Genomic DNA, 20,281 nt, shown 5'->3' on the forward strand with positions numbered 1-20,281 from the left:
TCCCCCTCCGACGGCGCTGTGCGCCGCCACCTCCCCCAAAAGGGGAGGATTGCCATACTGTTCCCCCATCCAGTCCCACACCGGGGCCATATCGGGGAAGAAGCCCAGGTGGCGGAACGGGGTGCATTGTGCGGTAAAGCGCACGTCGCCCCGGCACAGCGGCCAGCCCTCTTGCGGGACAGGCCGCGCAAATTGCCAGCGCCCGCCGCCGTCCTCGTCCGATCCGGGCACGAATTCGCCATGGCTGGCCCAGCGTTCCAGCCGCGGAGTCCACAGCGCCTGTCCGTCCGGACGGATGAACTGGTATTCCCCATAGCGTTCCAGCTTGCGGCCATGCCCGCTGTCGATCAGGGCATAGTCGTCCCAGCCCTGACCTAGCAGGAGCTGCGGCGGGATGGTCAGGCTGGCCATCTACCCCCGCGCCACCGCATGCTTGGCGATGTAATCGGCAATCGCGGCGTAATCGCCCGGCAGCTCGACCAGCCGCTCTTCGCGTTCGAACAGGTCACCGATCCGCGTGGGCAGGGTCGGGCGCTGGCCGGTTGCGCGCTCAACCGCATCGCGGAACTTGGCCGGGTGCGCGGTGGCGAGCGTGACTACGGGCACCTCGGGATCGATCCCGGCCGCACGGGCGGCGTGCAGGCCAATCGCGGTGTGCGGATCGAGCAATTCGCCCGAGGCATCCCAGGCCCAGCGGATCGCCTGCGTCATCTGGTCCGGATCGGCGCGGTGGCTGGTGAACAGCCTGGCTGCGCCTTCGCGCTGCTGGTTGGTCAGCTGCATCGCCTTGCTGGCTTCAAAGCCGGCCATCTGCGCCGCCAGCGCCGCGCCATCACGCCCGCCGACATCGAACAGCAGCCGTTCAAAGTTGGAGGAGACCTGAATGTCCATCGAAGGCGCGGCCGTGGGCGTGACGGTCCCCGCCGAATAGTCCCCGGTGGACAGCGCGCGGTGGAGAATGTCGTTGACGTTGGTCGCCACGATCAGCCGCTCAATCGGCAGGCCCATCTGCGCCGCGACATAGCCCGCGAACACGTCTCCGAAATTGCCGGTCGGCACCGCGAAGGCGACCTTGCGGTGCGGCGCGCCCAATTGCAGCGCGGCGGCGAAGTAATAGACCACTTGCGCCATCAGCCGCGCCCAGTTGATCGAATTGACCGCGCCGATGCTGAACCGGCTGGTCATCGCGCTGTCATTGAACATCCGCTTCACCATCGCCTGGGCATCGTCAAACGTGCCCTCGATCGCGATGTTGTGGACATTGGGGGCCAGCACCGTGGTCATCTGGCGGCGCTGCACGTCGGACACGCGGCCCTTGGGGTGGAGCATGAAAATATCGACCCGCGCCCGGCCCGCCACGGCATCGATCGCCGCCGAACCGGTATCACCGCTGGTCGCCCCGACAATCGTCAAGGGATCGCCGCCGCGGCCCAGGAATTCCTCGAACAGCAAGCCAAGCAGTTGCAGCGCGACGTCCTTGAACGCCAGCGTCGGCCCGTGGAACAGTTCGAGCAGCCACTGTTGCTCATCCAGCTGCTTGAGCGGGGTGACCGCATTGTGCGCGAAGCGGCCATAGGCTTCGGTGGTCAGTTCCAGCAGCCGCTCCGGCGTCAGGCAATCACCCACGAACGGCTGCATGATCCGCTGCGCCAGCGCGGCATAGGGCAGCCCGGCCATCCCGGCGATGTCCTCAGCCGAAAAGCGCGGCCACTCACGCGGCACATAGAGCCCGCCGTCGCTGGCCAGCCCGGCCAGCGTCGCCGCTTCGAAGTTCAGCGCCGGAGCGCTGCCACGGGTGGAGACGTATTCCATGGCGGGGCCGTTAGCCCCCCTCGCCCCCGGCGGCAAGCCGCTTGCGCAGCGCCAGGGCATAGATGACCAGCGCGGTAAGGGCGAAAGCGAACCATTGCAGGGCATAGGACAGGTGGTTGTTGGGCATGGCCGATGGATCTGGCTTGGCGTTGGCGGCAAGCCCCGCCAGCGGCGGATCGGCCACCAGCGCGCCGCCCCCGTTGAGCGTGCCGTGGACCAGCCCGCCCTGCCAGCGCACCGGCGCAGGGCTGCTCGCCCAGCCGAGCACCACCTCGATCCGGTCACCCTGCTGGGTCGTGCAGTCAGCCACCTGGGCCCAGCCGGTATCCCCCTTGGCATTGTGCCCGGCACGCGGGGCGATCGCGCCCAGCCTGGCACAGTCAAACCAGACGCGGTGATAAAGCAGGCCATCGGGCACGCGCGGCCCGTCCCAGCCTTCCAGCGCGCGTTCCGGGGCCTGACCCGCCTTGGCATAGAGCGCCAGCAGCGCTTCCTTCTGGTACAGCCGGTCAAGCTGCCAGCACCCCAGCCGCACCATCACGGCCACCGCGATCAGCACCACCAGCGTCGGGATCAAAGGCAGACGTTTCAGCATCAGTCCTGCTTCAGGTCCTGCGCCCCGGCCGCTGCCGCGTGGCGCTTGAATTCAGCGGCGAGCAGTGCGGCCTTGCCCACCCGCAGGCCCCACAGCGTCGCGCCCGCCGTCAGCGGCACCCACAGCACCACATGGACCCAGACCGGCGGGTGAAAGGTGAATTCGACCCACAGCGCCAGCCCCAGCACCACCGCGCCCAGCACCATGGTCAGGAACGCCGCCGGGCCATCCCCCACGTTGAAGCGGCTGAAATCCTGCCCGCAGGCGCTGCACCCCGGCGCAAATTTCGCCGCCCCTGCAAACAGGCTGCGCGCGCCGCACTGGGGGCAGAGACCGAAAAGGGCAGCCGGAACGAGTCCCGGCTGCCCTTCGGATTGCTTGGATTGGAGATCCGGCATTAGTGCGTCGGATAACCCCAGCCGCCCCAGACATAGACCGCGACGAACAGGAACAGCCACACCACGTCAACGAAGTGCCAGTACCAGGCCGCAGCTTCGAAGCCGAAGTGCTGCTTGGGCGTGAAGTCCCCATTGTAGGTGCGCTTGAGGCAGACGATCAGCATGATCGTGCCAACGATCACGTGGAATCCGTGAAAGCCCGTCGCCATGTAAAAGGCGCTGCCATAGGTGTTCTGGCCGAAGGGAAACGGCGCGTTGGCATATTCGTAGGCCTGGATGCTGGTGAACAGCAGGCCCAGCAGGATCGTGGCCCACAGCCCCTTCTTGAGGCCATCGCGATCGTTGTGGATCAGCGCGTGGTGCGCCCAGGTGACAGTGCAGCCCGAGCACAGCAGGATCAGGGTGTTGAGCAGCGGCAGGTCGAACGGATCCATCACCGCTTCGATCGCCTTGGGCGGCCACTGCCCGCCAACCACTTCAGCCAGAGCCGAAGGGAACATCGAGAAATCGAAGAAGGCCCAGAACCAGCCGACGAAGAACATCACTTCCGAAGCGATGAACATGATCATGCCGTAACGCTGATGCAGCTGCACCACCGGAGTGTGATCCCCGGCATGGGCTTCGCGAACGATCTTGGTGAACCACTGGAACATCGCGGCCAGCATCAGCGCCAGACCGGCCCAGGGCACCACGTGCCCGCCGGGCATCTTGTGCATGAACAGCACCATGCCGGTCAGGAAAGTGAACACCCCTATCGTGGTTGCCAGCGGCACCAGATCGGGCGGCAGGATGTGGTAATCGTGGTTCTTGGTTCCAGCCATGTGCTTAGGTCCCCGTTGATTCCCTCTGGTCCGGCGAGCTGCCCGCCGGAGATTTGCAAAGGCCCTTATCGCGCCCGTTCGGTGCGGTCCAGTCCATTTGCAGTGTCCTGCGCAGAGATGTGGAAAGTGTAGCTGAGCGTGATCTGCTGCAGGTCCCTGGTCTCCGGATCAGTCATGATCGCGGGATCGACATAGTAGAGCACCGGCATGTCCACCGTCTGCCCCGGCTGCAGGGTCTGCTGGTTAAAGCAGAAACACTGGATCTTGTTGAAATACTTGCCCGCCAGGTCCGGCGAGACGTTGAAGCTGGCGACCCCGGTGATCGGCTTGTCTGAAAGGTTCTGCGCCCGGTAATAGGCCACCTTGCGTTGGCCAATCCTCATTTCCTGGGTGGTCTGTTCCGGCCCGAACTTCCACGGCATGCCGCGATCGACATTGCCGTCAAATCGGACCGAGATCGATCCCGCCGCCACTTTCACCGCGGCCGCCTGCGCTTCGCTGACCCGCATGGTGGTGCCACCAAACCCGGTCACCTGGCAGAATATCCGATACAGCGGAACCGCCGCAAAACCGAGCGCCAGCATCAACAGCGCCCCGCCCGCGGCCAGCAGGCCGGTGCGGCGCAGATTGGCGGAACGGGTCGTAGCGGCGGTCATGCTCAGTGGCTCATCTTGGCGATGCTGATCGCGAAGAACAGCACTGCAAACCCCGCCAGGACCAGGCCCAGCATCCGGTTGCGGCCCTGGATGATCTTGCGGCGTTGCGTTTCGAATTCGTCAGGCGTGGTCATCATACAGATCCCATGATCCAGCGGTCCGCCACCAGCGCGGCGAACAGCACGAACAGATAGAGCACCGAATAGGCAAACAGGCGCTTTTCAGGCCGCATGTCCATATCCGCCGCCCCGCCCCTGAACACCGCAACCCGCAGCGCCAGCAACAAAAACAGCCCCGACAGCAGCAAGGCCGCCCCGCCATAGACCGGCCCTGCCCCGGCAAACCAGAACGGCGCCAGGCTGAGCGGCAGCAGCAGCACGGCATAGACCAGGATCTGGCGGCGGGTGCTGTGATGCCCGGCTACCACCGGCATCATCGGAATGCCCGCCGCAGCATAGTCCGTCTCGACAAACAGGGCGAGCGCCCAGAAGTGCGGCGGGGTCCAGAAAAAGATGATCGCGAACAGCAGCACCGGCATCAACGTGATCTCGCCGGTGGCGGCGATCCACCCGATCATCGGCGGAAACGCCCCGGCCCCGCCGCCGATCACGATGTTCTGCGGCGTGCGCGGCTTCAGCCAGATGGTATAGATGACCGCGTAATAGATGATCGAAATCGCCAGAATCGCTGCTGCCAGCCAGCCCACAGCCACGCCCAGGATCAGCACCGATGCCGCCGACAGCGCGATCCCGAAATCGCGCGCCGCCTTGCGGTCCATCCGGCCCGAGGGCAGCGGGCGGTTGGCGGTCCGCTTCATCTTGGCGTCAAGATCGGTTTCCCACCACTGGTTGAGCGCAGCCGCCCCGCCCGCGCCCAGTGCAATGCACAGGATCGCGGTAAAGCCCAGGATCGGATCGACCGGCCCCGGCGCGGCCAACAGCCCGCACAGCCCGGTGAAGATTACCAGACTCATCACGCGCGGCTTGGTCAGCGCAAAGAAATCGCGCCAGTCGGCGGGAAGCTGCAGGGTGGGGGCGGTCGTGGCGGTCATGATTCCGGGGGCGCTATAGGCTGGTCCGGGTTCGGGTGGAAGGGCAATTCCCACGCCCCTTTGGGGAAGAGCATGGCCTGCATAAACCGCCACCACCCCCAACCCCCTCCTCTGAAGAGGAGGGGGCTTCGAAGTAACGTCTTCCCGTCGGATGGCCAAATACCCCCCTCCTCTTCAGAGGAGGGGCAGCGAGACTTGGTAGCTCTGCTACCTAGTCGCAGCGGGGTGGTGCGGGTGCGAACGCTCCGCCAGCTTGCTAAAGCCGACTCAGCCAATCCACCAACAAGGCATTCACCGCATCCGGCCGTTCCTGCTGGGTCCAGTGGCCGCAGCCTTCCAGCACGTGGCCTTCGACGCGCGGGGCGAACATCCGCATCATCGCAACCGGGTCTTCGACCGCGCCGAACAGAGTGGTCGCGGGATCGCGGCTGCCGCCGATGAACAGGCAGGGCTGCTCGATCTGCTTGCCCTGCCAGGCTTTCAGCCATTCGTAATCCGCTTCGTGGTTGCGATAGCGATTGAGCGGCCCGCGGAAGCCCGATTGCTTGAATTCGGCTTCGTAGTAATCGAGATCGGCGGCGCTGAGCCAGGCCGGCAGCCCGGCGGGATCGGCCACATCGGGCAGCCCTTGCAGGAAAGTCGAACCGGCGGGCTTGTTCCAGTAATCGCCCGGCGGGACATCGCCAGAGATCGAATACATCATCTTGCGCACCCAGCCGCGCGGATCGGCTTCGGCCTCGGCCTCGGCCACGCCCGGTTCCTGGAAATATTCCTGATAGAAAAACCGGCCCTGGCTGGTGAAATGTTCGCGGAACACATCGGTAAAGGGCCGCAGCGGCGCGCCCGCGAACGGCACGGACAGTCCGGCCACGGCGCGAAACACATCGGGGTGAGTGAAAGCGGCATTCCACACAATTGGCGCGCCCCAATCATGCCCGATCAGCACCACCTGTTCACCCGGCGCGAGCGCATCGCGCAGCCCGACCAGATCCTGCGCGATCTGCTTGAGGCCATAGGCAGAGACTTCGTGCGGCTTGTCCGACCCGCCATAACCGCGCACGTCGATCGCACAGGCGGTGAAACCGGCTGCAGCGACCGGGCCGATCTGGTGGCGCCACGAATACCAGCTTTCGGGAAAGCCGTGGACCATGATCGCCAGCGGCCCGCTGCCCTCGATCGCGCAGCGCAGGGTAACCTCGCCGACGTTGATCATCCGAAATTCAGGCATCATTCGCTCTCCCTTTCGCTCACTCTAGCCGTTCGTGTCGAGCGAAGTCGAGACACCCCGCGCTGTGTTAGCGTGTCTCGACTTCGACCATAGGTCGAAGTTCATCCTGAGCGGGGCTGCTCAGGCGCAAGCCGAAGGGCTCGACACGAACGGAAGCGGGGGTGCCAGAACGAAAACGCCCCGGCGATAAGGCCGGGGCGCATTCTTGTCAGCCTTGCGACCGCGCTATCAGTGGTGACCCTTGTCCTCGATCACGGGCAGGGTTTCAAACTGGTGGAACGGCGGCGGGCTCGACAGCGTCCATTCGAGCGTGTCGGCACCTTCGCCCCAGTAATTGCCTTCGGCCTTCTTGCCCATGGTGTAGGCGTAGATGATGTTGATGAACCACACCACCATCGACGCGGCCATGATCTTGTAGCCAAGCGTGGACAGCGCGTTCCACTTTTCAAAGGCCGGGGCATAGTCCGGATAACGGCGCGGCATGCCCTGCAGCCCCAGGAAGTGCTGCGGGAAGAAGATCAGGTTCACGCCGACGAAGAAGATCCAGAAGTGGACGTGGGCCAGGAATTCCGAATGCCAGCGCCCGCTCATCTTCGGGAACCAGTAATAGAAGCCCGCGAACAGCCCGGTCACCGCGCCCAGCGACAGCACGTAGTGGAAGTGTGCGACCACGAAATAGGTATCGTGCACCACATCGTCCACGCCGCCGTTGGCGAGGTACACGCCGGTCACGCCGCCGACGGTGAACAGGAAGATGAAGCCGATCGCCCAGACCATCGGGCTCTTGAAGCTGATCGAACCGCCCCACATCGTCGCGATCCAGCTGAAGATCTTGATGCCGGTCGGCACCGCGATCACCATGGTTGCGGCGGTGAAGTACATCTTGGTGTTGAGCGACAGCCCGGTCGAATACATGTGGTGTGCCCACACGATGAACCCGACCACGCCGATCGCGACCATCGCGTAAGCCATGCCGAGATAGCCGAACACCGGCTTTTTCGAGAAGGTCGAGATGATCTGGCTGATGATGCCGAACGCCGGCAGGATCATGATGTACACTTCGGGGTGGCCGAAGAACCAGAACAGATGCTGGAACAGCACCGGATCGCCGCCACCGGCGGCATCAAAGAAAGTGGTGCCGAAATTGCGGTCGGTCAGCAGCATGGTGATGGCAGCAGCCAGCACCGGCAGCGACAGCAGCAGCAGGAAAGCGGTGACCAGCACCGACCACACGAACAGCGGCATCTTGTGCAGGGTCATCCCCGGCGCGCGCATGTTGAAGATGGTGGTGATGAAGTTGATCGCACCCATGATCGAGGCAGCGCCCGCCATGTGCAGCGAGAAGATCGCGAAATCGACCGCCGGGCCCGAGGCGCCATAAGTCGACAGCGGGGCATAGGCGGTCCAGCCGATCCCCGCGCCCTGCCCGGTGCCGCCCGGCACAAAGGCCGAAGCGAGCAGCGAGACGAAGCCCGCCACGGTCAGCCAGAACGAGATGTTGTTCATCCGCGGAAAGGCCATGTCCGGCGCGCCGATCATCAGCGGCACGAACCAGTTGCCAAAGCCCCCGATGATCGCGGGCATGACCATGAAGAACACCATGATCAGGCCGTGCGCGGTGATCAGCACGTTCCACAGGTGCAGCGACTGGTCAAACGTGGGATTGGCCACGCCGAACAAAGCCGAGAACTTGTCGAGGTACTGGATCCCCGGGGCGGCCAGTTCCAGCCGCATCATGCCCGAGAAGGCCCCGCCGATGATCCCCGCAAAAATCGCGAAGATCAGGTACAGCGTGCCGATGTCCTTGTGGTTGGTCGACATGAACCAGCGGGCGAAGAACGCCGGCTTGTGATCATGATCGTGATGTCCGTGGGCTTCGTCGTGAGCCTGGAAGTTATCTGCGGTGGTGGCCATGGGTTTGGACCTTGTCCTTGGAAGTTTCGGGCTCAGGCGGCGGGCTTGGCCGGAGCGGCCTCTGCCGGGGCGGCGGCGGGAGCGGCGGCAACGGCGGGCGCTTCGGGCGCACCGTCAATCTTGCCGCCGGCCTGTGCCATCACCCAGGCGTTGAACTTGTCACGCGGCAGGGCTTCGATCGCGATCGGCATATAGCCATGGCGCGCACCGCACAGTTCCGAGCACTGGCCGTAATAGACCCCCGGCTCGTTGATGAACAGCTGGCGTTCGTTGATCTTGCCGGGGACGGCGTCGATCTTGAACCACAGCGAAGGCACGGCGAAGGCGTGGATCACGTCAGCGGCAGTCACCTGCAGGCGGATCGGTTCACCAGCCGGGACGACCAGGCGATAGTCAGCCGCCAGCTGCGGCGGTTCACCGTTGGCCACGGCCTTTTCATCGGGCAGCATGTTCGAAATCACTTCGATCCCGCCATTGTCCGGATAGCTGTAGGTCCAGAACCACTGGTTGCCGGTGGCCTTGATCGTCAGCGCTTTGGCCGGGGGCATTTCGTAGGTCTTCTTGATTAGCTTGATCGAGGGGACCGCGATCACCACCAGGATCAGGATCGGAACCGCCGTCCACACCACTTCAAGAACAGTGTTGTGGCTGGTCTTCGAGGGAACCGGATTGGCCTTTGCGTTAAAGCGCAGGGCCACGAACACCAGCAGGGCCAGCACGAACACCGCGATGACCACGCAGACCCACAGCAGGAAGTTGTGGAGCGGCACGGCCTGATCGCCAACCGGCGAATACTGCGTCTGGACGTCCAGACCGCCATCAACCGGCATGCCCTTGCCCGCGGTGGGCTTCATCGGAGTGTAGCCGCCCGGTGCCACCTTGAAGTGCGGATCGTTGGGATCGATCTTGGGCGCTTCGGGAGCCGGTGCAGCAGCCGCAGTCGGTGCAGCAGTGGTCGCAGCAGCCTTGGCAGCATCAGCCGCCGGAGCAGCGGCTTCGGCAGCGGGGCTGGCAGCGGCGGCAGCGGGTGCCGCGTGAAGAGCCTGCGGAGCCGCCAGCAGTGCCAGCGAGAGTCCGAGTGCCTTGATTGCGCGAGCCGCGTCGCGGGCAGTTTGGCCGAATGTCATCGTTCGAGTGCTTTCGCTTTCCTTTGCCGGCGAGAAGACACAGTGCGCCCCCTCCCGCCCCCGTGGGAGACATGTTTGGCAGGGCCTATACGCGCGCTTGCGGGTCACCTCAAGCGCCTCTAGGGGATATTTTTGACGAAGTTCAATGACGGCTGTCCATAAGCCGCCGCTAAACCATGAAAGGCACCGAATCCGATGCAGGAAGAAGACGTTTTGGCCGAATTCCGCGCCAGCAAGGCGCTGCTTGAAGGCCATTTCCTGCTCTCATCGGGCCGCCACAGTGCCCATTACCTGCAATGTGCGCGGGTTTTGATGGATCCGGCGCGTGCTTCGCGCCTCGCAATTGCACTGGCTCAGCGAATCCCCCGCGAACTGCGCAAGGACATCGCCAAAGTGGTCTCTCCGGCGATGGGCGGGGTGATCATCGGCCACGAAATGGGCCGCGCGCTGGAAGTTGAGGCGATGTTCGTCGAACGGCCCGAAGGCACCTTCGAACTGCGCCGCGGCTTTGCGCTGGAACCGGGTGACAAAGTGCTGATGGTTGAAGACGTGGTCACCACCGGCCTGTCGAGCAAGGAAGCGATCAAGGCAATCGAAGCCGCCGGGGGCGAAGTGATCGCCGCGGCCGCGCTGGTCGATCGCAGCGCCGGAACGGCTGATCTGGGCGTGCCGTTCTTCCCACTGGTGGCGATCAATTTCCCGACTTACGCCGAAACCGAGCTCCCCCCCGAACTGGCCAGCACGCCTGCGGTCAAGCCGGGGAGCCGCGCAGCATCGTGACCCCCGGCCGCCTTCGCCTTGGCGTGAACATCGATCACGTCGCCACGATCCGCAACGCCCGCGGCGGGGATCATCCCGATCCGGTGCGCGCGGCAGAAATCGTCGCGATGTGCGGGGGCGACGGGATCACCGCCCACTTGCGCGAGGATCGCCGCCACATCCGCGATGCCGACCTCGCCCGGATCCAGGCCGCGACCGGGCTGCCGCTCAACCTCGAAATGGCCGCGACCGAGGAAATGCTCGAGATCGCGCTGCGGCACAAACCGCACGCCGCCTGCATCGTCCCCGAACGGCGCGAGGAACGCACGACCGAGGGCGGGCTTGACGCCGCCGGGCAGCACAACCGGCTCTACCCGATGGTCCAGCGCCTGCTTGATGCCGACATCCGCGTCAGCCTGTTCATCGCGCCTGACGTGCGCCAGATCGATGCCGCCCTGCGCCTGGGCGCGCCCGTAGTGGAACTGCACACCGGCGAATATGCTCATGCAACGGGTGAAGCACAGCTGGCTGAACTCGCCCGGCTGACCGACATGGCCGCCCTCGCCGCGCGCAACGGGATCGAACCCCACGCCGGCCACGGCCTGACCTATGACAATGTCCAGCCCGTCGCCGGAATTGCTGAACTGGCAGAACTCAACATCGGTCACTATCTGATTGGCGAGGCGGTGTTTGTTGGCCTGGAGACGGCAGTGGTGCGGATGCGCGAACTGATGGATGCGGCGCGCCGCTCGCATGGCGCTGGATAAGCGAATGATCATCGCCATCGGCTCTGACCTCTGCAATATCGAACGCATCCAGAATTCGCTGGACCGCTTTGGTGAGCGGTTCGAGAACCGCGTCTTCACCGAAATCGAACGCGCCAAGGCGGCTCGGCGGCCCTATACCAAGGCCGGGACCCTGGCCAAACGCTTCGCCGCCAAGGAGGCTTTTTCCAAGGCGGTCGGCACCGGCTTCAAGGCCGGGGTGTTCATGAAGGACATCGGCGTGGTCAACGCCAAGAGCGGCGCGCCGACCCTGGCGCTGACCGGCGGCGCGGCGGCGCGGCTGGCGGCGATTACCCCGGCTGGCCACGAAGCCGTGGTCCACCTGACCCTGACCGACGATCACCCCTGGGCTCAGGCCTTTGTGGTGATCGAAGCCCGCACGATCTGAAAGCATGAGCCAAGCAATGAACGAGCAAACCACCCCGCCTGCCGGCAGCGCCCCCAATCCGGCCCCGGCCGGAGAAAGCGATGCGGCGCCGGGGATTGACTGGATCGCCGAAATCAAGGGTCTGGCCTGGATGCTGGCGGCAGTGCTGGCGTTTCACAGCATCATCGCCAAGCCGTTCTACATTCCGTCAATTTCGATGATGCCCAACCTGCTGGTGGGTGATCGGCTGGTCGTATCGAAATTCCCCTATGGCTGGAACTGGGCCTCGGCCAGCTTTCACGTGCTGCCGCGCGGGGATTGGCGGGTAATGGGCGGAACACCGGACTATGGCGATATCGTTATCGTCGTGCCGCGCAACCGCAACGAAGACCTGATCAAGCGCGTCGTCGCCCGCCCGGGAGACCGGATCGCGGTGCAGGGCGGCCAGATCGTGCTCAACGGCAAGCCGATCCCGCGTGAAATCGTACCGACCGTGCAGATCCCGGCCGACGATGACCTGATGTGCGGCGATGGCGGCTTCATGACCCATTGCTATGACAGCTTCAACAGCTTCCGGGTCCGCTTGCCGAGCGGGAACGAAGTGTTTGAACTGCCGGCCTACCGTGAAACCATGCCCAATGGGGCCAGCTATATCGTGATCGACGATTTGCGCACCGAACAGGACAATTTCGCCGAAGTGACCGTGCCCGAAGGCCATGTTTTCCTGATGGGCGACAACCGCGATCATTCTGCCGACAGCCGCGTTTCGCTGGCTGAAAGCGGCCTGGGCGGGGCGGTGCCGCTGTCTGACGTGGGCGGGCGCGCCGAATTCACCACTTTCAGCCTCAACGGCACAGAAACGTTCAACCCGTTGACCTGGTGGGGGGCCTTGCGCGAAGGCCGCGCCTGGCGCAGCCTGCGTCCGGTCCATGTTCCGGAGGGTAAGTGATGGCCGATCAAGCCGCTCCTCAAGCAAGCGCCAAGCGCGCCCGCCGCCCGCGCAAGGCGGCGCCCGTACTGCTGGAAAACCAGTCCGGGCCAACCGACTTTTCCGATCCGCTGCTGCGCAAGGAAATCAAGCGTGCCGCAGTGTGGATCGGCATGGTGGTGCTGGTCGGGCTGGCGATCTATCTGGCCGAACCGCTGCTGGTGATATTTGGCGGCATGGTATTTGCCGCAATGATTGATGGCGGCGCGCGACTGCTGGGCCGGGTGCTGCCCGTGCCGCGCGCGATCCGGGTCACGCTGGTGCTGCTGCTGGCGGTGGCCTTCTTTGTCTGGGTATCGATGTTTGCAGGCAGCCAGATCGCCGATCAGGCCGCGGCACTGCCAGCCACGGTCGAAGCGCAGGTGATGCGCGGCGCGCAGTGGCTGCAAAGCAACGGCGTACGGATCGATGCCAAGGCCGTCGAAGGGCTGGCGGAAAAGGCTTTGGGCGGGGTCAGCCAGTTGACCAGCGCTGTCGGCGGCGTGCTGGGCGGGCTGACCACGGCTTTCCTGGTCATGGTGCTGGGCATCTATTTCGCCGCCGAACCCCAGCTTTACCGCCGCGGCGTGGCCTGGATGCTACCCCAGGGAGAGCGTGAACATTTCGCCGGAACCACTGCCGAAATGGGCCGCACCCTGCGCATGCTGATGTTCGGGCGGCTGATCGGCATGACCGTGGAAGGGTTCGGCACCTGGCTGATGCTGGCCATTTATGGCGTGCCGATGGCCAGCCTGCTGGGCCTGCTGACCGGGCTGCTGGCTTTCCTGCCCAATATCGGTGCGCCGATTTCCGGGCTGCTGATGGTCCTGGTCGGATTTTCCGGCGGGGTCGACATGGGGATCTACTGCGTGATCGTCTATGTCGTGGTGCAGACGGTGGACGGCAATATCATCGTGCCGATGATCGCCAAGAAGACCGCCGATCTGGCCCCGGCGCTGGTGCTGGGGGCGCAGCTGATCATGGGCGCGCTGTTCGGGATCATCGGGCTGATGCTGGCCGATCCGATGGTGGCCATGATCAAGGTCGCGCTGGAACGCCAGTCGCAGCGCAACCAGCCCACGCCTGCAACGGACTGAAACCTTGGCCCGCAAATTCCTCTACCTCGTCGCGATTCTGATCGCGCTGTTTGTCGCCGCCGGGCTGGTGTTCCAGCTCGCGCCGGACAAAGTGATGCGGCTCGCATTCGTGCCGTCAAAGCCGTTCGCCGCCCCGCTCGCCCTGCCGGCAAACCGCTATGCCGATCAGAAACTGTGGTTCGCGCGGCCTGGCCTGGCCAGCGATCCGCTGCATTGGGAGCCCAAGGGGGCCAAACCCGCCGCACCGGTCAAGGCGGCGGTGTTCTTCATCCACCCGACCAGCTACCTCGCCCGGGCAGACTGGAACGCCCCGCTGGACGACGGCGAATCGCAGGACCGGGCCAGGCTGTTCCTGCGCGGGCTGGCCAGTCCGCTGGGTAACGCGGTGCAGGTCTGGGCCCCGCGCTATCGCCAGGCTGCGTTCGGGGCGTTCTTTACCGATGGGCCGGAAGGCAAGCAGGCGCTGGACGCCGCCTATGCCGACGTGCTGGCCGCGTTCGATCAGTTCCTGGCGGAAGCCCCGGCCGATCTGCCGATCGTGCTTGCCGGGCATAGTCAGGGCGGTTTCCACCTCCGCCGCCTTTTGGCGGAACGTGTCGCGGACCAGCCGATCGCGCGCCGGATCGCGGCGGTCTATGCGGTCGGCTGGCCGGTCTCTGCCGAACATGATCTGCCGCGCATGGGCCTGCCAGCCTGCACCGCGCCGGACCAGAGCGGCTGCGTGGCCAGCTGGTTGAGCTATGGCGAACCTTATGACGCGGCGCAGATGGCCGGGGCCATGGCGCGCTATCAGGGGCTTGACGGACAAAGCCTGAAGGGCGGGCGATTCCTGTGCTGGAACCCGCTGACCGGCACGCTTGATACCAATGCGCCCGCCAGCGCCAACCTGGGCACGCTGGTGCCGACCAGCGATCTCAAGGATGGGGAAATCAAGCCCGGTTACACCCCCGCCGGATGCCGCAAGGATGGCACGCTGTCGCTGGGCGGCACGCCCAAGATGGGGCCCTATGTCCTGCCGGGGAACAATTACCACGTTTATGACATGCCGCTGTTCTGGGAAAATCTCCGCGCTGATTATGCGCGGCGGGTGGCGGCGTGGCAGAGCAAACATTGACCGGGCAGGCGCTGATCACCACCAGCGCGGCGGACCTGCGCGGGGCCTTGCCGCAAGGCGGGGCCTTGCTTGGGCTGGATCTGGGCACCCAGACAATCGGCACGGCCTTCTGCGACGCGGGCTGGCGGTTCGCCTCGCCCGGCAAGACCATGAAGCGCGGCAAATTTGGCGCAGACCGTGATACTTTGGCCGCGCTGATCCGCGAACGCGCGATCCAGGGCGTGGTGATTGGCCTGCCGCTCAACATGGACGGCAGCGAAGGCCCGCGCAGCCAGTCCAGCCGCGCCTATGCCCGCAACTTGTCCGCTGCCCTGGACCTGCCGATCCTGCTGTGGGACGAACGCTGGTCCACCGCCAGCGCCGAAAGCGCCCTGATCGCCCAGGACATGAGCCGCGCCAAACGCGCCGAACGGATCGATTCGCACGCCGCCGCAGTGATCCTGCAGGCTGCGATCGACGCGATGGTGGGCGGGTTCGGTTAGGCGGCGTGCGTACGAGGGTCCTTCGACAAGCTCAGGATGAGCGGGAATGATACGGATTTTGCACAAGCTTCCCTAAACGCCCACCAGCACCGCGCGCCGTGCGCGGGCTTCGTGGCCGACCATGCGGCTGCCCGAACCCTCCGCCTCGCGCCACAATTCGTCTCGACACGCCTCGTTCAGTTCGCGCCCCGCCAGCGCATCCCAGCAGGCCAGCCGCATCCGGTCGCTCGGGTGGCGGCGGGCAAAGCGGTGCGCCAGGTCCAGCGCTTCGCGGCTGCCCAGGCCAACCGCGATCTTGATGAAGGCCTCGCTTGGCCCCGGCGAAACAATCGCCCCGATCTCGCGCTTGTCGAGATCGACCCGGTACTGATCGAGCCAGGTCTGTGCCGGGCTGGTGTGCATCACGTTGATCGAGACCGAGAGCGAATCCGCGGGCAACTGGGCATGGACATCCAGATGCGCGCGGTAGAGCTGAAGCTTGCCCTCCTCCAGCCGTGACCGTTCGACGAAGCGCAGCGAGGGTAGCGCCTCGCCCCGGTATCCGGCCACTTCGCTGTAATCGAACTCGTAATAGTCGCTCCAGTACCCCGGCCCGAAATAGCCGAGCGTCAGGAAAGTGAAATTGTGATCGTGCGGCAGGCCATAGACAAAGCTGGTTCCGCCCGAAGCGCGCAGCATGTGTTCGTCGGCACTGGGCCACATCGCCGCGCGGACGAAGAAGTCCCCTTTGGGTGACGCCAGGATCATCACCTGCGGGCCATAGGCGGTCTCCTGCGCCTCATCGCGGTGGCGCTGGGCCAGTTCCTCGATCAGCAGGTCGCCCAGAAAGTCACGGTTGTTGCCCAGCCTCCGCAGCCACCTGGCGGCATTGTCGAGGCTGCCCTCATCATCGGGATTGAACCCCCGGTCGCTGATCCCGGCGACCATTTCGGGGAGCGAGGTGGCGGCACTATCGGCCAGATCGATCACGCGGGGCATGGTTCTACTCCGGCAAGCACAGGATACTGTTCGAGCAATTGCGCCCTGAGCGCACCGGCCGGGGCGGACAGGGGATCCTGCGCATTGCGGGCAATCTGGCCCAGCGCCCGAAACCCTTCGGCACTGTCAAGCGCAAGGCATTCGCGCAGCACCTGCCAGCGCATTGCCGCGCTGCCCTGTTCTTCGGCCATAGCGGCGAGCAGCGGGGCGGCATCGCTGCGGCCCATCCGGCCCAGCAGCGAGGCAGTCAGTTCCAGCTTGCTGTCGCGCGCGCTGGCCGCCGCCTGGTGCGCCAGCGCGCCATCGGCCAGCATGAATTCGCGCAGCACCCCCCCGCTGGCGGGGCGTCGCTGGAGTTTGAGCGAGACCAGGCTGCCCTCGACCCGGCAGAGCCACTGCGTCTCGCTCGCCCCATCACGGTGGACCACGGTGCCGGGCTGCATCACGCGGACCGACCGCACCAATTCCGCCCCGCCCGGCCGTTCGCGCACCAGCCGCGCACACTGCGCCTCGCCTGCGCCGCTCAGCACGTGTTCAACCGTCTGGGTGGGCGAGAAGGTCACCGAAACCGGTTCAGGCCGCCGCGCCAGCGCTGTCCCGTCGATCGCCTGCAGGGCAATCGTCGCGGTTCCGCGCCGCAGCAGCATCAGCGAGGAAATCAGTTCATCGGTAAAGTGGCGCAGCAGTACCAGCGCGAAGGGATTGTGTTCCAGTTCGCCCAGCAGCAGCGCGACCAGTCCATCGGCCAGCTGCCGCGCGGCACCGTCCCGCGGATCGAACAGCGCGGACAGGGCCGGCAAGTCCTCCAGCTCCGCGCCTTCGCCATAACGCGCCAGATCGGCATCGACTGTTGCCACGGCAGCGGTCTGCCGCCAGCGCTCCAGCGTCTCGCCAAGCCGGGCCTGGGCTTGGCGCTGCGGAGCAGGATCGCTCCGCAGCGCCGCAAGTTCCGGGCGGATCAGCATCCGGAACGGCCCGCTTAACGCAGCGCTTCGTAAAGGAACGCCATCACGATGATGATGGTGTCATCCGAAACGGCCTGGACCTGGTGGGCCAGGCTGCCGAACACGCCCGTCAGGGTATCGAGTTCGGGCAGGGCGGCGATATCGATCTTTGGCAGGTTCATGACTGGTCATCCCCATTGGCGCGGGGCACGCTTGCCCCGCCCGGGCATGTTCGCGCGAGGCGCGGCCGGGTTGAAATTAAAAGATTGTAATCGCCCCCGCAGCGCAGCAGAGAGGCCGCATGAACGAGGTCAGCAAGGCAAAATCGCTCCACGATCTGCCACCCGGTTTCATCTTTGACCCGGCCCGGGCTTCGGGTCTGATGACCCGCCACGGCCATGGCGGCTGGCTGGGGCTGAGCTATCACGCCCATGGTCCGGACTGGGTCGAACTGTCGCTGCCCTGGCGTGAGGAACTGGCCGGGCCGGGTGACAGCGGCGTGCTCGCCTCTGGCCCGATCATCAGCCTGATGGACAATGCCACGTCGATGTCAGCCTGGACCCTGTGCGGGCGGTTCGTGCCTCATGCCACCCTGGACCTGCGGATCGATTACATGCGCGCCGCTGTGCCAGGGCGCACGGTGATCGGGCACGGCGAATGCTACAAGCTGACCCGCACCATCGCCTTCATCCGCGGGATTGCGCACGATGGCGATCCGGACGATCCGGTGGCGCATGTCGCGGGGACATTCATGGCCACCCACGGATCCTATCTGTGAACAGCAGCGACACTGCCTTGCCGCCCTACGGCGAAGCGCTGGGGATCGTGGTCGATCATGACGAGGCGGGCAATCCGGTGTTGTCGGTGCCGTTTTCCGCCCGGATGATGGGCCGCCCCGGCTATCTCCACGGCGGCGCGATGAGCGGGCTGATGGAGATGGCCGCTTTTGCCGCACTGCGCGCCGAGCTGGCCCGCCGGGGCGAGACGGTGCGGCTCAAACCGGTCAACATCCAGGTCGAATTCATGCGCGGCGGGACCGAGCAGACGACCTATGCACGCGGCACTGTCACCCGCGCCGGCCGCCGCGTCGCGCTCGTCAATGCCGAGGCGTGGCAGGACGATCCCACCAAGCCGATCGCGCTGGCGCAAATGAAGATCCTGCTCAGCCCCGCCGAAGGGTAACCACACTGCCTTCAGGCAAGTGATCGCCCGGTGCCAGCCGCGCGGCATCGGCGCGGGCACGGGTGAGCACGGCGGACGGCATGTCCCCGACGAGCACCACGGCATCGGCCGTGCCCAGCCAGCGTGCCTCACGCAGGGTCAGATCATCGGGATCGTCAGAGCGCAGCACGATCTCGTGGTGCTGCCGGGGCGCATCCTTTGCCCCGTCCAGCCACGCTTCGAGCCGCGCCGCGCTGTCCGCTTCTAGTGGATCGAGCACGCCGCCCTCAGCCAGCGCAGCGTCAATCGCCCGCCGCCGGTCGCCCGCATCGGCCCAGCGCGCGCGCAATCTGGCCCGCGCCGCCCCCAATCCTTCCGCGAGTGCCCCCAGTGAGGCGGGAAGCAAGCCTTCCAGCCGCAGCCGCACTGCTTTGGCCAGCCCGGCCGAAACCCCGCCCGTGCCGACCGCGATCACCACCGCCCCGCGTTCCAGCAAGCTGGGCACGGTAAAATCGCACAGCTCTGGCCGGTCGGTAACGTTGACCAGCAGCCCGCGCGCCTTCAGCCGTGCCGCTGCCGCCTCCGGCTCGGCCATGGCAACAAAGGCCAGTCTGGCTTCGGCATTGTCTTCGCCCACCACCACGGCCCCGGCGCGTTCCACCAGCCGCCGCTTGGCCTCTCCCGCCTCGCCTTCGCCCAGCACGATCACGCGCTGGCCGGTCAGACGGTGGAAAAGGGGCAGGCTGTGCATCAGTCCAGCCAGTCCGGCACCCGCTCTGCCGCGCTGATCGCTTCGGGGACAATCCGGTCAGCCACCACCGCGAACTTGTCCCCATCGACCATCACTTCGGCCACGAACCCGCGGCTGTTATAAGAGCTGGCCATGGTCGCGCCATAGGCACCGGCGGTGCGGAATACCGCCAGATCACCAGGTTCAACCGCGTCAATTTCGCGGTCCATGGCAAAGGTATCGCCGGTTTCGCAGATCGGGCCGACGATATGCGCGGCCATGCGGCTGCCATTGGGGCGGACGGCGTCAAAATCGTGCCACGCCCCGTACATGGCCGGGCGGGCCAGATCGTTCATCGCCGCATCGACGATCACGAACGGGGTGTTGTTCGAACTGCGCTTGACCCGCACCACCCGGGTCAGCAGCAGCCCGGCATTGCCGCAGATCACCCGGCCGGGTTCGAACATCAGGGTAGCATCCCAGCGCGCCGTAACCCGCGCAACCATCGCGCCGTATTCCTCTGGCGAGGGGAACACTTCGCCCGCCTTGTACGGCACGCCCAGCCCGCCGCCAAGGTCAGCGTGGGTCACGCTCAGCCCGGCGGCGCGGATTTCAGCGATCAGTTCGCCCAGCTTGCCAAAGGCTTCTTCCAGCGGTTCCAGCTGCGACAGCTGGCTACCGATGTGGACTGCCACCCCGCGCATATCGAGTCCCGGCAGGGCGGATAGCCGGGCATAGATCCCCGCCGCCCGGTCAATCGGCACGCCGAACTTGTTTTCGGCCTTGCCGGTGGAAATCTTGGCATGGGTGCGGGCATCGACGTCTGGATTGACCCGCAGCGCACAGGGCGCGCGCTGGCCCAGCGCGGCGGCGAGCGCGGCGAGTTCGACGCCCTCTTCCTCGCTTTCGATGTTGAACTGCCCGATCCCGCTTTCCAGCCCCTGGACCATTTCTGTGGCGGTCTTGCCTACGCCAGAGAACACCACGTCCTGCGGTGCCATCCCGGCGGCGAGCGCGCGGGCCAGTTCACCGCCCGAAACCACGTCCGCCCCCAGCCCTTCGCGCTGCATCACCCGCAGCACCGCCAGGTTGGGATTGGCCTTGACCGCGAATGCCACGTGGCTGCGCGGCAGACCCGCCAGTGCCGCCTTGAACACCCGCGCGTGGCGTTCCAGCGTGGCGCGGGAATAGACGTAAACTGGGGTGCCAACCGCCTCGGCGATGGCACTCAGCGGGACGTTTTCGGCGTGGAGTTCGCCGCCGATAAGCTCAAAATGGTTCATTGGGTCGCTAAC

General features: G+C 65.5%; 24 protein-coding genes and 1 pseudogene. 9 read left to right on the forward strand and 16 right to left on the reverse strand.

Annotation, left to right across the window (positions count from 1 at the left end):
• The 11 genes and pseudogenes from MNBBLIKP_RS17385 to coxB form a co-directional block, all read right to left on the reverse strand.
• A pseudogene (locus MNBBLIKP_RS17385) lies at positions 1-411 on the reverse strand (hypothetical protein); the annotation flags it as partial.
• Positions 412-1,812 (reverse strand): threonine synthase, encoded by a 1,401-nt coding sequence (gene thrC / locus MNBBLIKP_RS17390; RefSeq protein WP_088311542.1) that lies wholly within the window; start codon positions 1,810-1,812, stop codon positions 412-414. It abuts the pseudogene before it with no gap.
• 10 nt (positions 1,813-1,822) lie between these two features.
• Positions 1,823-2,407, reverse strand: coding sequence for an SURF1 family cytochrome oxidase biogenesis protein (locus MNBBLIKP_RS17395; protein ID WP_369678923.1), 585 nt, complete (start codon positions 2,405-2,407; stop codon positions 1,823-1,825).
• The gene (locus MNBBLIKP_RS17400) at positions 2,407-2,805 is read right to left on the reverse strand and encodes a DUF983 domain-containing protein (RefSeq protein ID WP_088311543.1); all 399 of its coding nucleotides are present in this window, start codon (positions 2,803-2,805) and stop codon (positions 2,407-2,409) included. The genes MNBBLIKP_RS17395 and MNBBLIKP_RS17400 overlap by 1 nt, the downstream gene beginning before the upstream one ends.
• Positions 2,805-3,626: a cytochrome c oxidase subunit 3 gene (locus tag MNBBLIKP_RS17405; RefSeq protein WP_088311544.1), complete on the reverse strand. Its 822-nt coding sequence runs from the start codon at positions 3,624-3,626 to the stop codon at positions 2,805-2,807. The genes MNBBLIKP_RS17400 and MNBBLIKP_RS17405 overlap by 1 nt, the downstream gene beginning before the upstream one ends.
• Positions 3,627-3,691: 65 nt before the next feature.
• Positions 3,692-4,282, reverse strand: a complete 591-nt coding sequence (locus MNBBLIKP_RS17410; RefSeq protein WP_088311545.1) for a cytochrome c oxidase assembly protein — start codon at positions 4,280-4,282, stop codon at positions 3,692-3,694.
• 2 nt (positions 4,283-4,284) lie between these two features.
• Complete coding sequence (locus MNBBLIKP_RS18370; RefSeq protein WP_254913115.1) at positions 4,285-4,416, reverse strand: hypothetical protein; 132 nt, start codon at positions 4,414-4,416, stop codon at positions 4,285-4,287.
• Positions 4,416-5,333, reverse strand: coding sequence for a heme o synthase (locus MNBBLIKP_RS17415; RefSeq protein ID WP_088311546.1), 918 nt, complete (start codon positions 5,331-5,333; stop codon positions 4,416-4,418). The genes MNBBLIKP_RS18370 and MNBBLIKP_RS17415 overlap by 1 nt, the downstream gene beginning before the upstream one ends.
• Before the next feature lie 256 nt (positions 5,334-5,589).
• Complete coding sequence (locus MNBBLIKP_RS17420) at positions 5,590-6,564, reverse strand: alpha/beta fold hydrolase (RefSeq protein ID WP_254913116.1); 975 nt, start codon at positions 6,562-6,564, stop codon at positions 5,590-5,592.
• Positions 6,565-6,789: 225 nt separating this feature from the next.
• Positions 6,790-8,475 (reverse strand): cytochrome c oxidase subunit I, encoded by a 1,686-nt coding sequence (gene ctaD, locus MNBBLIKP_RS17425; protein WP_088311547.1) that lies wholly within the window; start codon positions 8,473-8,475, stop codon positions 6,790-6,792.
• A gap of 32 nt (positions 8,476-8,507) precedes the next feature.
• Entirely contained in the window at positions 8,508-9,602 is a 1,095-nt protein-coding gene (coxB, locus tag MNBBLIKP_RS17430; protein WP_088311548.1) for a cytochrome c oxidase subunit II, read from the reverse strand.
• A 195-nt stretch (positions 9,603-9,797) separates the two neighbouring features.
• Here coxB and pyrE point away from each other — a divergent pair, with 195 nt between their 5' ends.
• The 7 genes from pyrE to ruvX are packed head-to-tail and all read left to right on the forward strand — an operon-like array spanning position 9,798 to position 15,173.
• Entirely contained in the window at positions 9,798-10,382 is a 585-nt protein-coding gene (gene pyrE, locus MNBBLIKP_RS17435) for an orotate phosphoribosyltransferase (protein WP_088311549.1), read from the forward strand.
• Positions 10,379-11,128, forward strand: a complete 750-nt coding sequence (locus MNBBLIKP_RS17440) for a pyridoxine 5'-phosphate synthase (protein WP_088311550.1) — start codon at positions 10,379-10,381, stop codon at positions 11,126-11,128. Before pyrE ends, MNBBLIKP_RS17440 begins: the two co-directional genes overlap by 4 nt.
• A gap of 4 nt (positions 11,129-11,132) precedes the next feature.
• Positions 11,133-11,534 carry a holo-ACP synthase gene (gene acpS / locus MNBBLIKP_RS17445; protein WP_088311590.1) on the forward strand — a complete coding sequence of 134 codons (402 nt, stop codon included), beginning with the start codon at positions 11,133-11,135 and terminating at the stop codon, positions 11,532-11,534.
• Positions 11,535-11,550: 16 nt separating this feature from the next.
• A complete protein-coding gene (gene lepB / locus MNBBLIKP_RS17450) occupies positions 11,551-12,462 on the forward strand; it encodes a signal peptidase I (RefSeq protein WP_088311551.1) in 912 nt (303 codons plus the stop codon).
• Positions 12,462-13,577 carry an AI-2E family transporter gene (locus tag MNBBLIKP_RS17455; RefSeq protein ID WP_088311552.1) on the forward strand — a complete coding sequence of 372 codons (1,116 nt, stop codon included), beginning with the start codon at positions 12,462-12,464 and terminating at the stop codon, positions 13,575-13,577. Before lepB ends, MNBBLIKP_RS17455 begins: the two co-directional genes overlap by 1 nt.
• Positions 13,578-13,581: 4 nt before the next feature.
• Complete coding sequence (locus MNBBLIKP_RS17460) at positions 13,582-14,691, forward strand: DUF3089 domain-containing protein (RefSeq protein ID WP_088311553.1); 1,110 nt, start codon at positions 13,582-13,584, stop codon at positions 14,689-14,691.
• A complete protein-coding gene (gene ruvX / locus MNBBLIKP_RS17465; RefSeq protein ID WP_088311554.1) occupies positions 14,688-15,173 on the forward strand; it encodes a Holliday junction resolvase RuvX in 486 nt (161 codons plus the stop codon). The genes MNBBLIKP_RS17460 and ruvX overlap by 4 nt, the downstream gene beginning before the upstream one ends.
• A 72-nt stretch (positions 15,174-15,245) precedes the next feature.
• Here ruvX and MNBBLIKP_RS17470 read toward each other — a convergent pair whose 3' ends face one another.
• From MNBBLIKP_RS17470 to MNBBLIKP_RS18155, 3 genes are read right to left on the reverse strand one after another with little or no spacing between them, the layout of a single operon-like run.
• Positions 15,246-16,151 (reverse strand): transposase, encoded by a 906-nt coding sequence (locus tag MNBBLIKP_RS17470; RefSeq protein ID WP_088311555.1) that lies wholly within the window; start codon positions 16,149-16,151, stop codon positions 15,246-15,248.
• Entirely contained in the window at positions 16,139-17,116 is a 978-nt protein-coding gene (locus MNBBLIKP_RS17475) for a hypothetical protein (RefSeq protein WP_088311556.1), read from the reverse strand. Before MNBBLIKP_RS17475 ends, MNBBLIKP_RS17470 begins: the two co-directional genes overlap by 13 nt.
• 14 nt (positions 17,117-17,130) lie before the next feature.
• Complete coding sequence (locus MNBBLIKP_RS18155; protein ID WP_176399827.1) at positions 17,131-17,277, reverse strand: hypothetical protein; 147 nt, start codon at positions 17,275-17,277, stop codon at positions 17,131-17,133.
• A 119-nt stretch (positions 17,278-17,396) separates the two neighbouring features.
• Between MNBBLIKP_RS18155 and MNBBLIKP_RS17480 the strand changes: the two genes are divergently transcribed.
• Together MNBBLIKP_RS17480 and MNBBLIKP_RS17485 are read left to right on the forward strand one after the other, a co-directional pair.
• Positions 17,397-17,873, forward strand: a complete 477-nt coding sequence (locus MNBBLIKP_RS17480; protein WP_176399828.1) for a PaaI family thioesterase — start codon at positions 17,397-17,399, stop codon at positions 17,871-17,873.
• A complete protein-coding gene (locus tag MNBBLIKP_RS17485) occupies positions 17,870-18,277 on the forward strand; it encodes a PaaI family thioesterase (RefSeq protein ID WP_088311557.1) in 408 nt (135 codons plus the stop codon). The genes MNBBLIKP_RS17480 and MNBBLIKP_RS17485 overlap by 4 nt, the downstream gene beginning before the upstream one ends.
• Here the strand turns inward: MNBBLIKP_RS17485 and MNBBLIKP_RS17490 are convergent.
• Positions 18,258-19,007 carry a precorrin-2 dehydrogenase/sirohydrochlorin ferrochelatase family protein gene (locus tag MNBBLIKP_RS17490; protein WP_088311558.1) on the reverse strand — a complete coding sequence of 250 codons (750 nt, stop codon included), beginning with the start codon at positions 19,005-19,007 and terminating at the stop codon, positions 18,258-18,260. The genes MNBBLIKP_RS17485 and MNBBLIKP_RS17490 overlap by 20 nt on opposite strands.
• On the reverse strand, positions 19,007-20,269 hold the full coding sequence (gene lysA, locus MNBBLIKP_RS17495) for a diaminopimelate decarboxylase (RefSeq protein WP_088311559.1): 1,263 nt from the start codon (positions 20,267-20,269) through the stop codon (positions 19,007-19,009). Before lysA ends, MNBBLIKP_RS17490 begins: the two co-directional genes overlap by 1 nt.
• Between the last annotated feature and the right edge of the window lie 12 nt (positions 20,270-20,281).

Source organism: Novosphingobium sp. B 225 (assembly GCF_002198665.1).
Taxonomy (GTDB): domain Bacteria; phylum Pseudomonadota; class Alphaproteobacteria; order Sphingomonadales; family Sphingomonadaceae; genus Novosphingobium.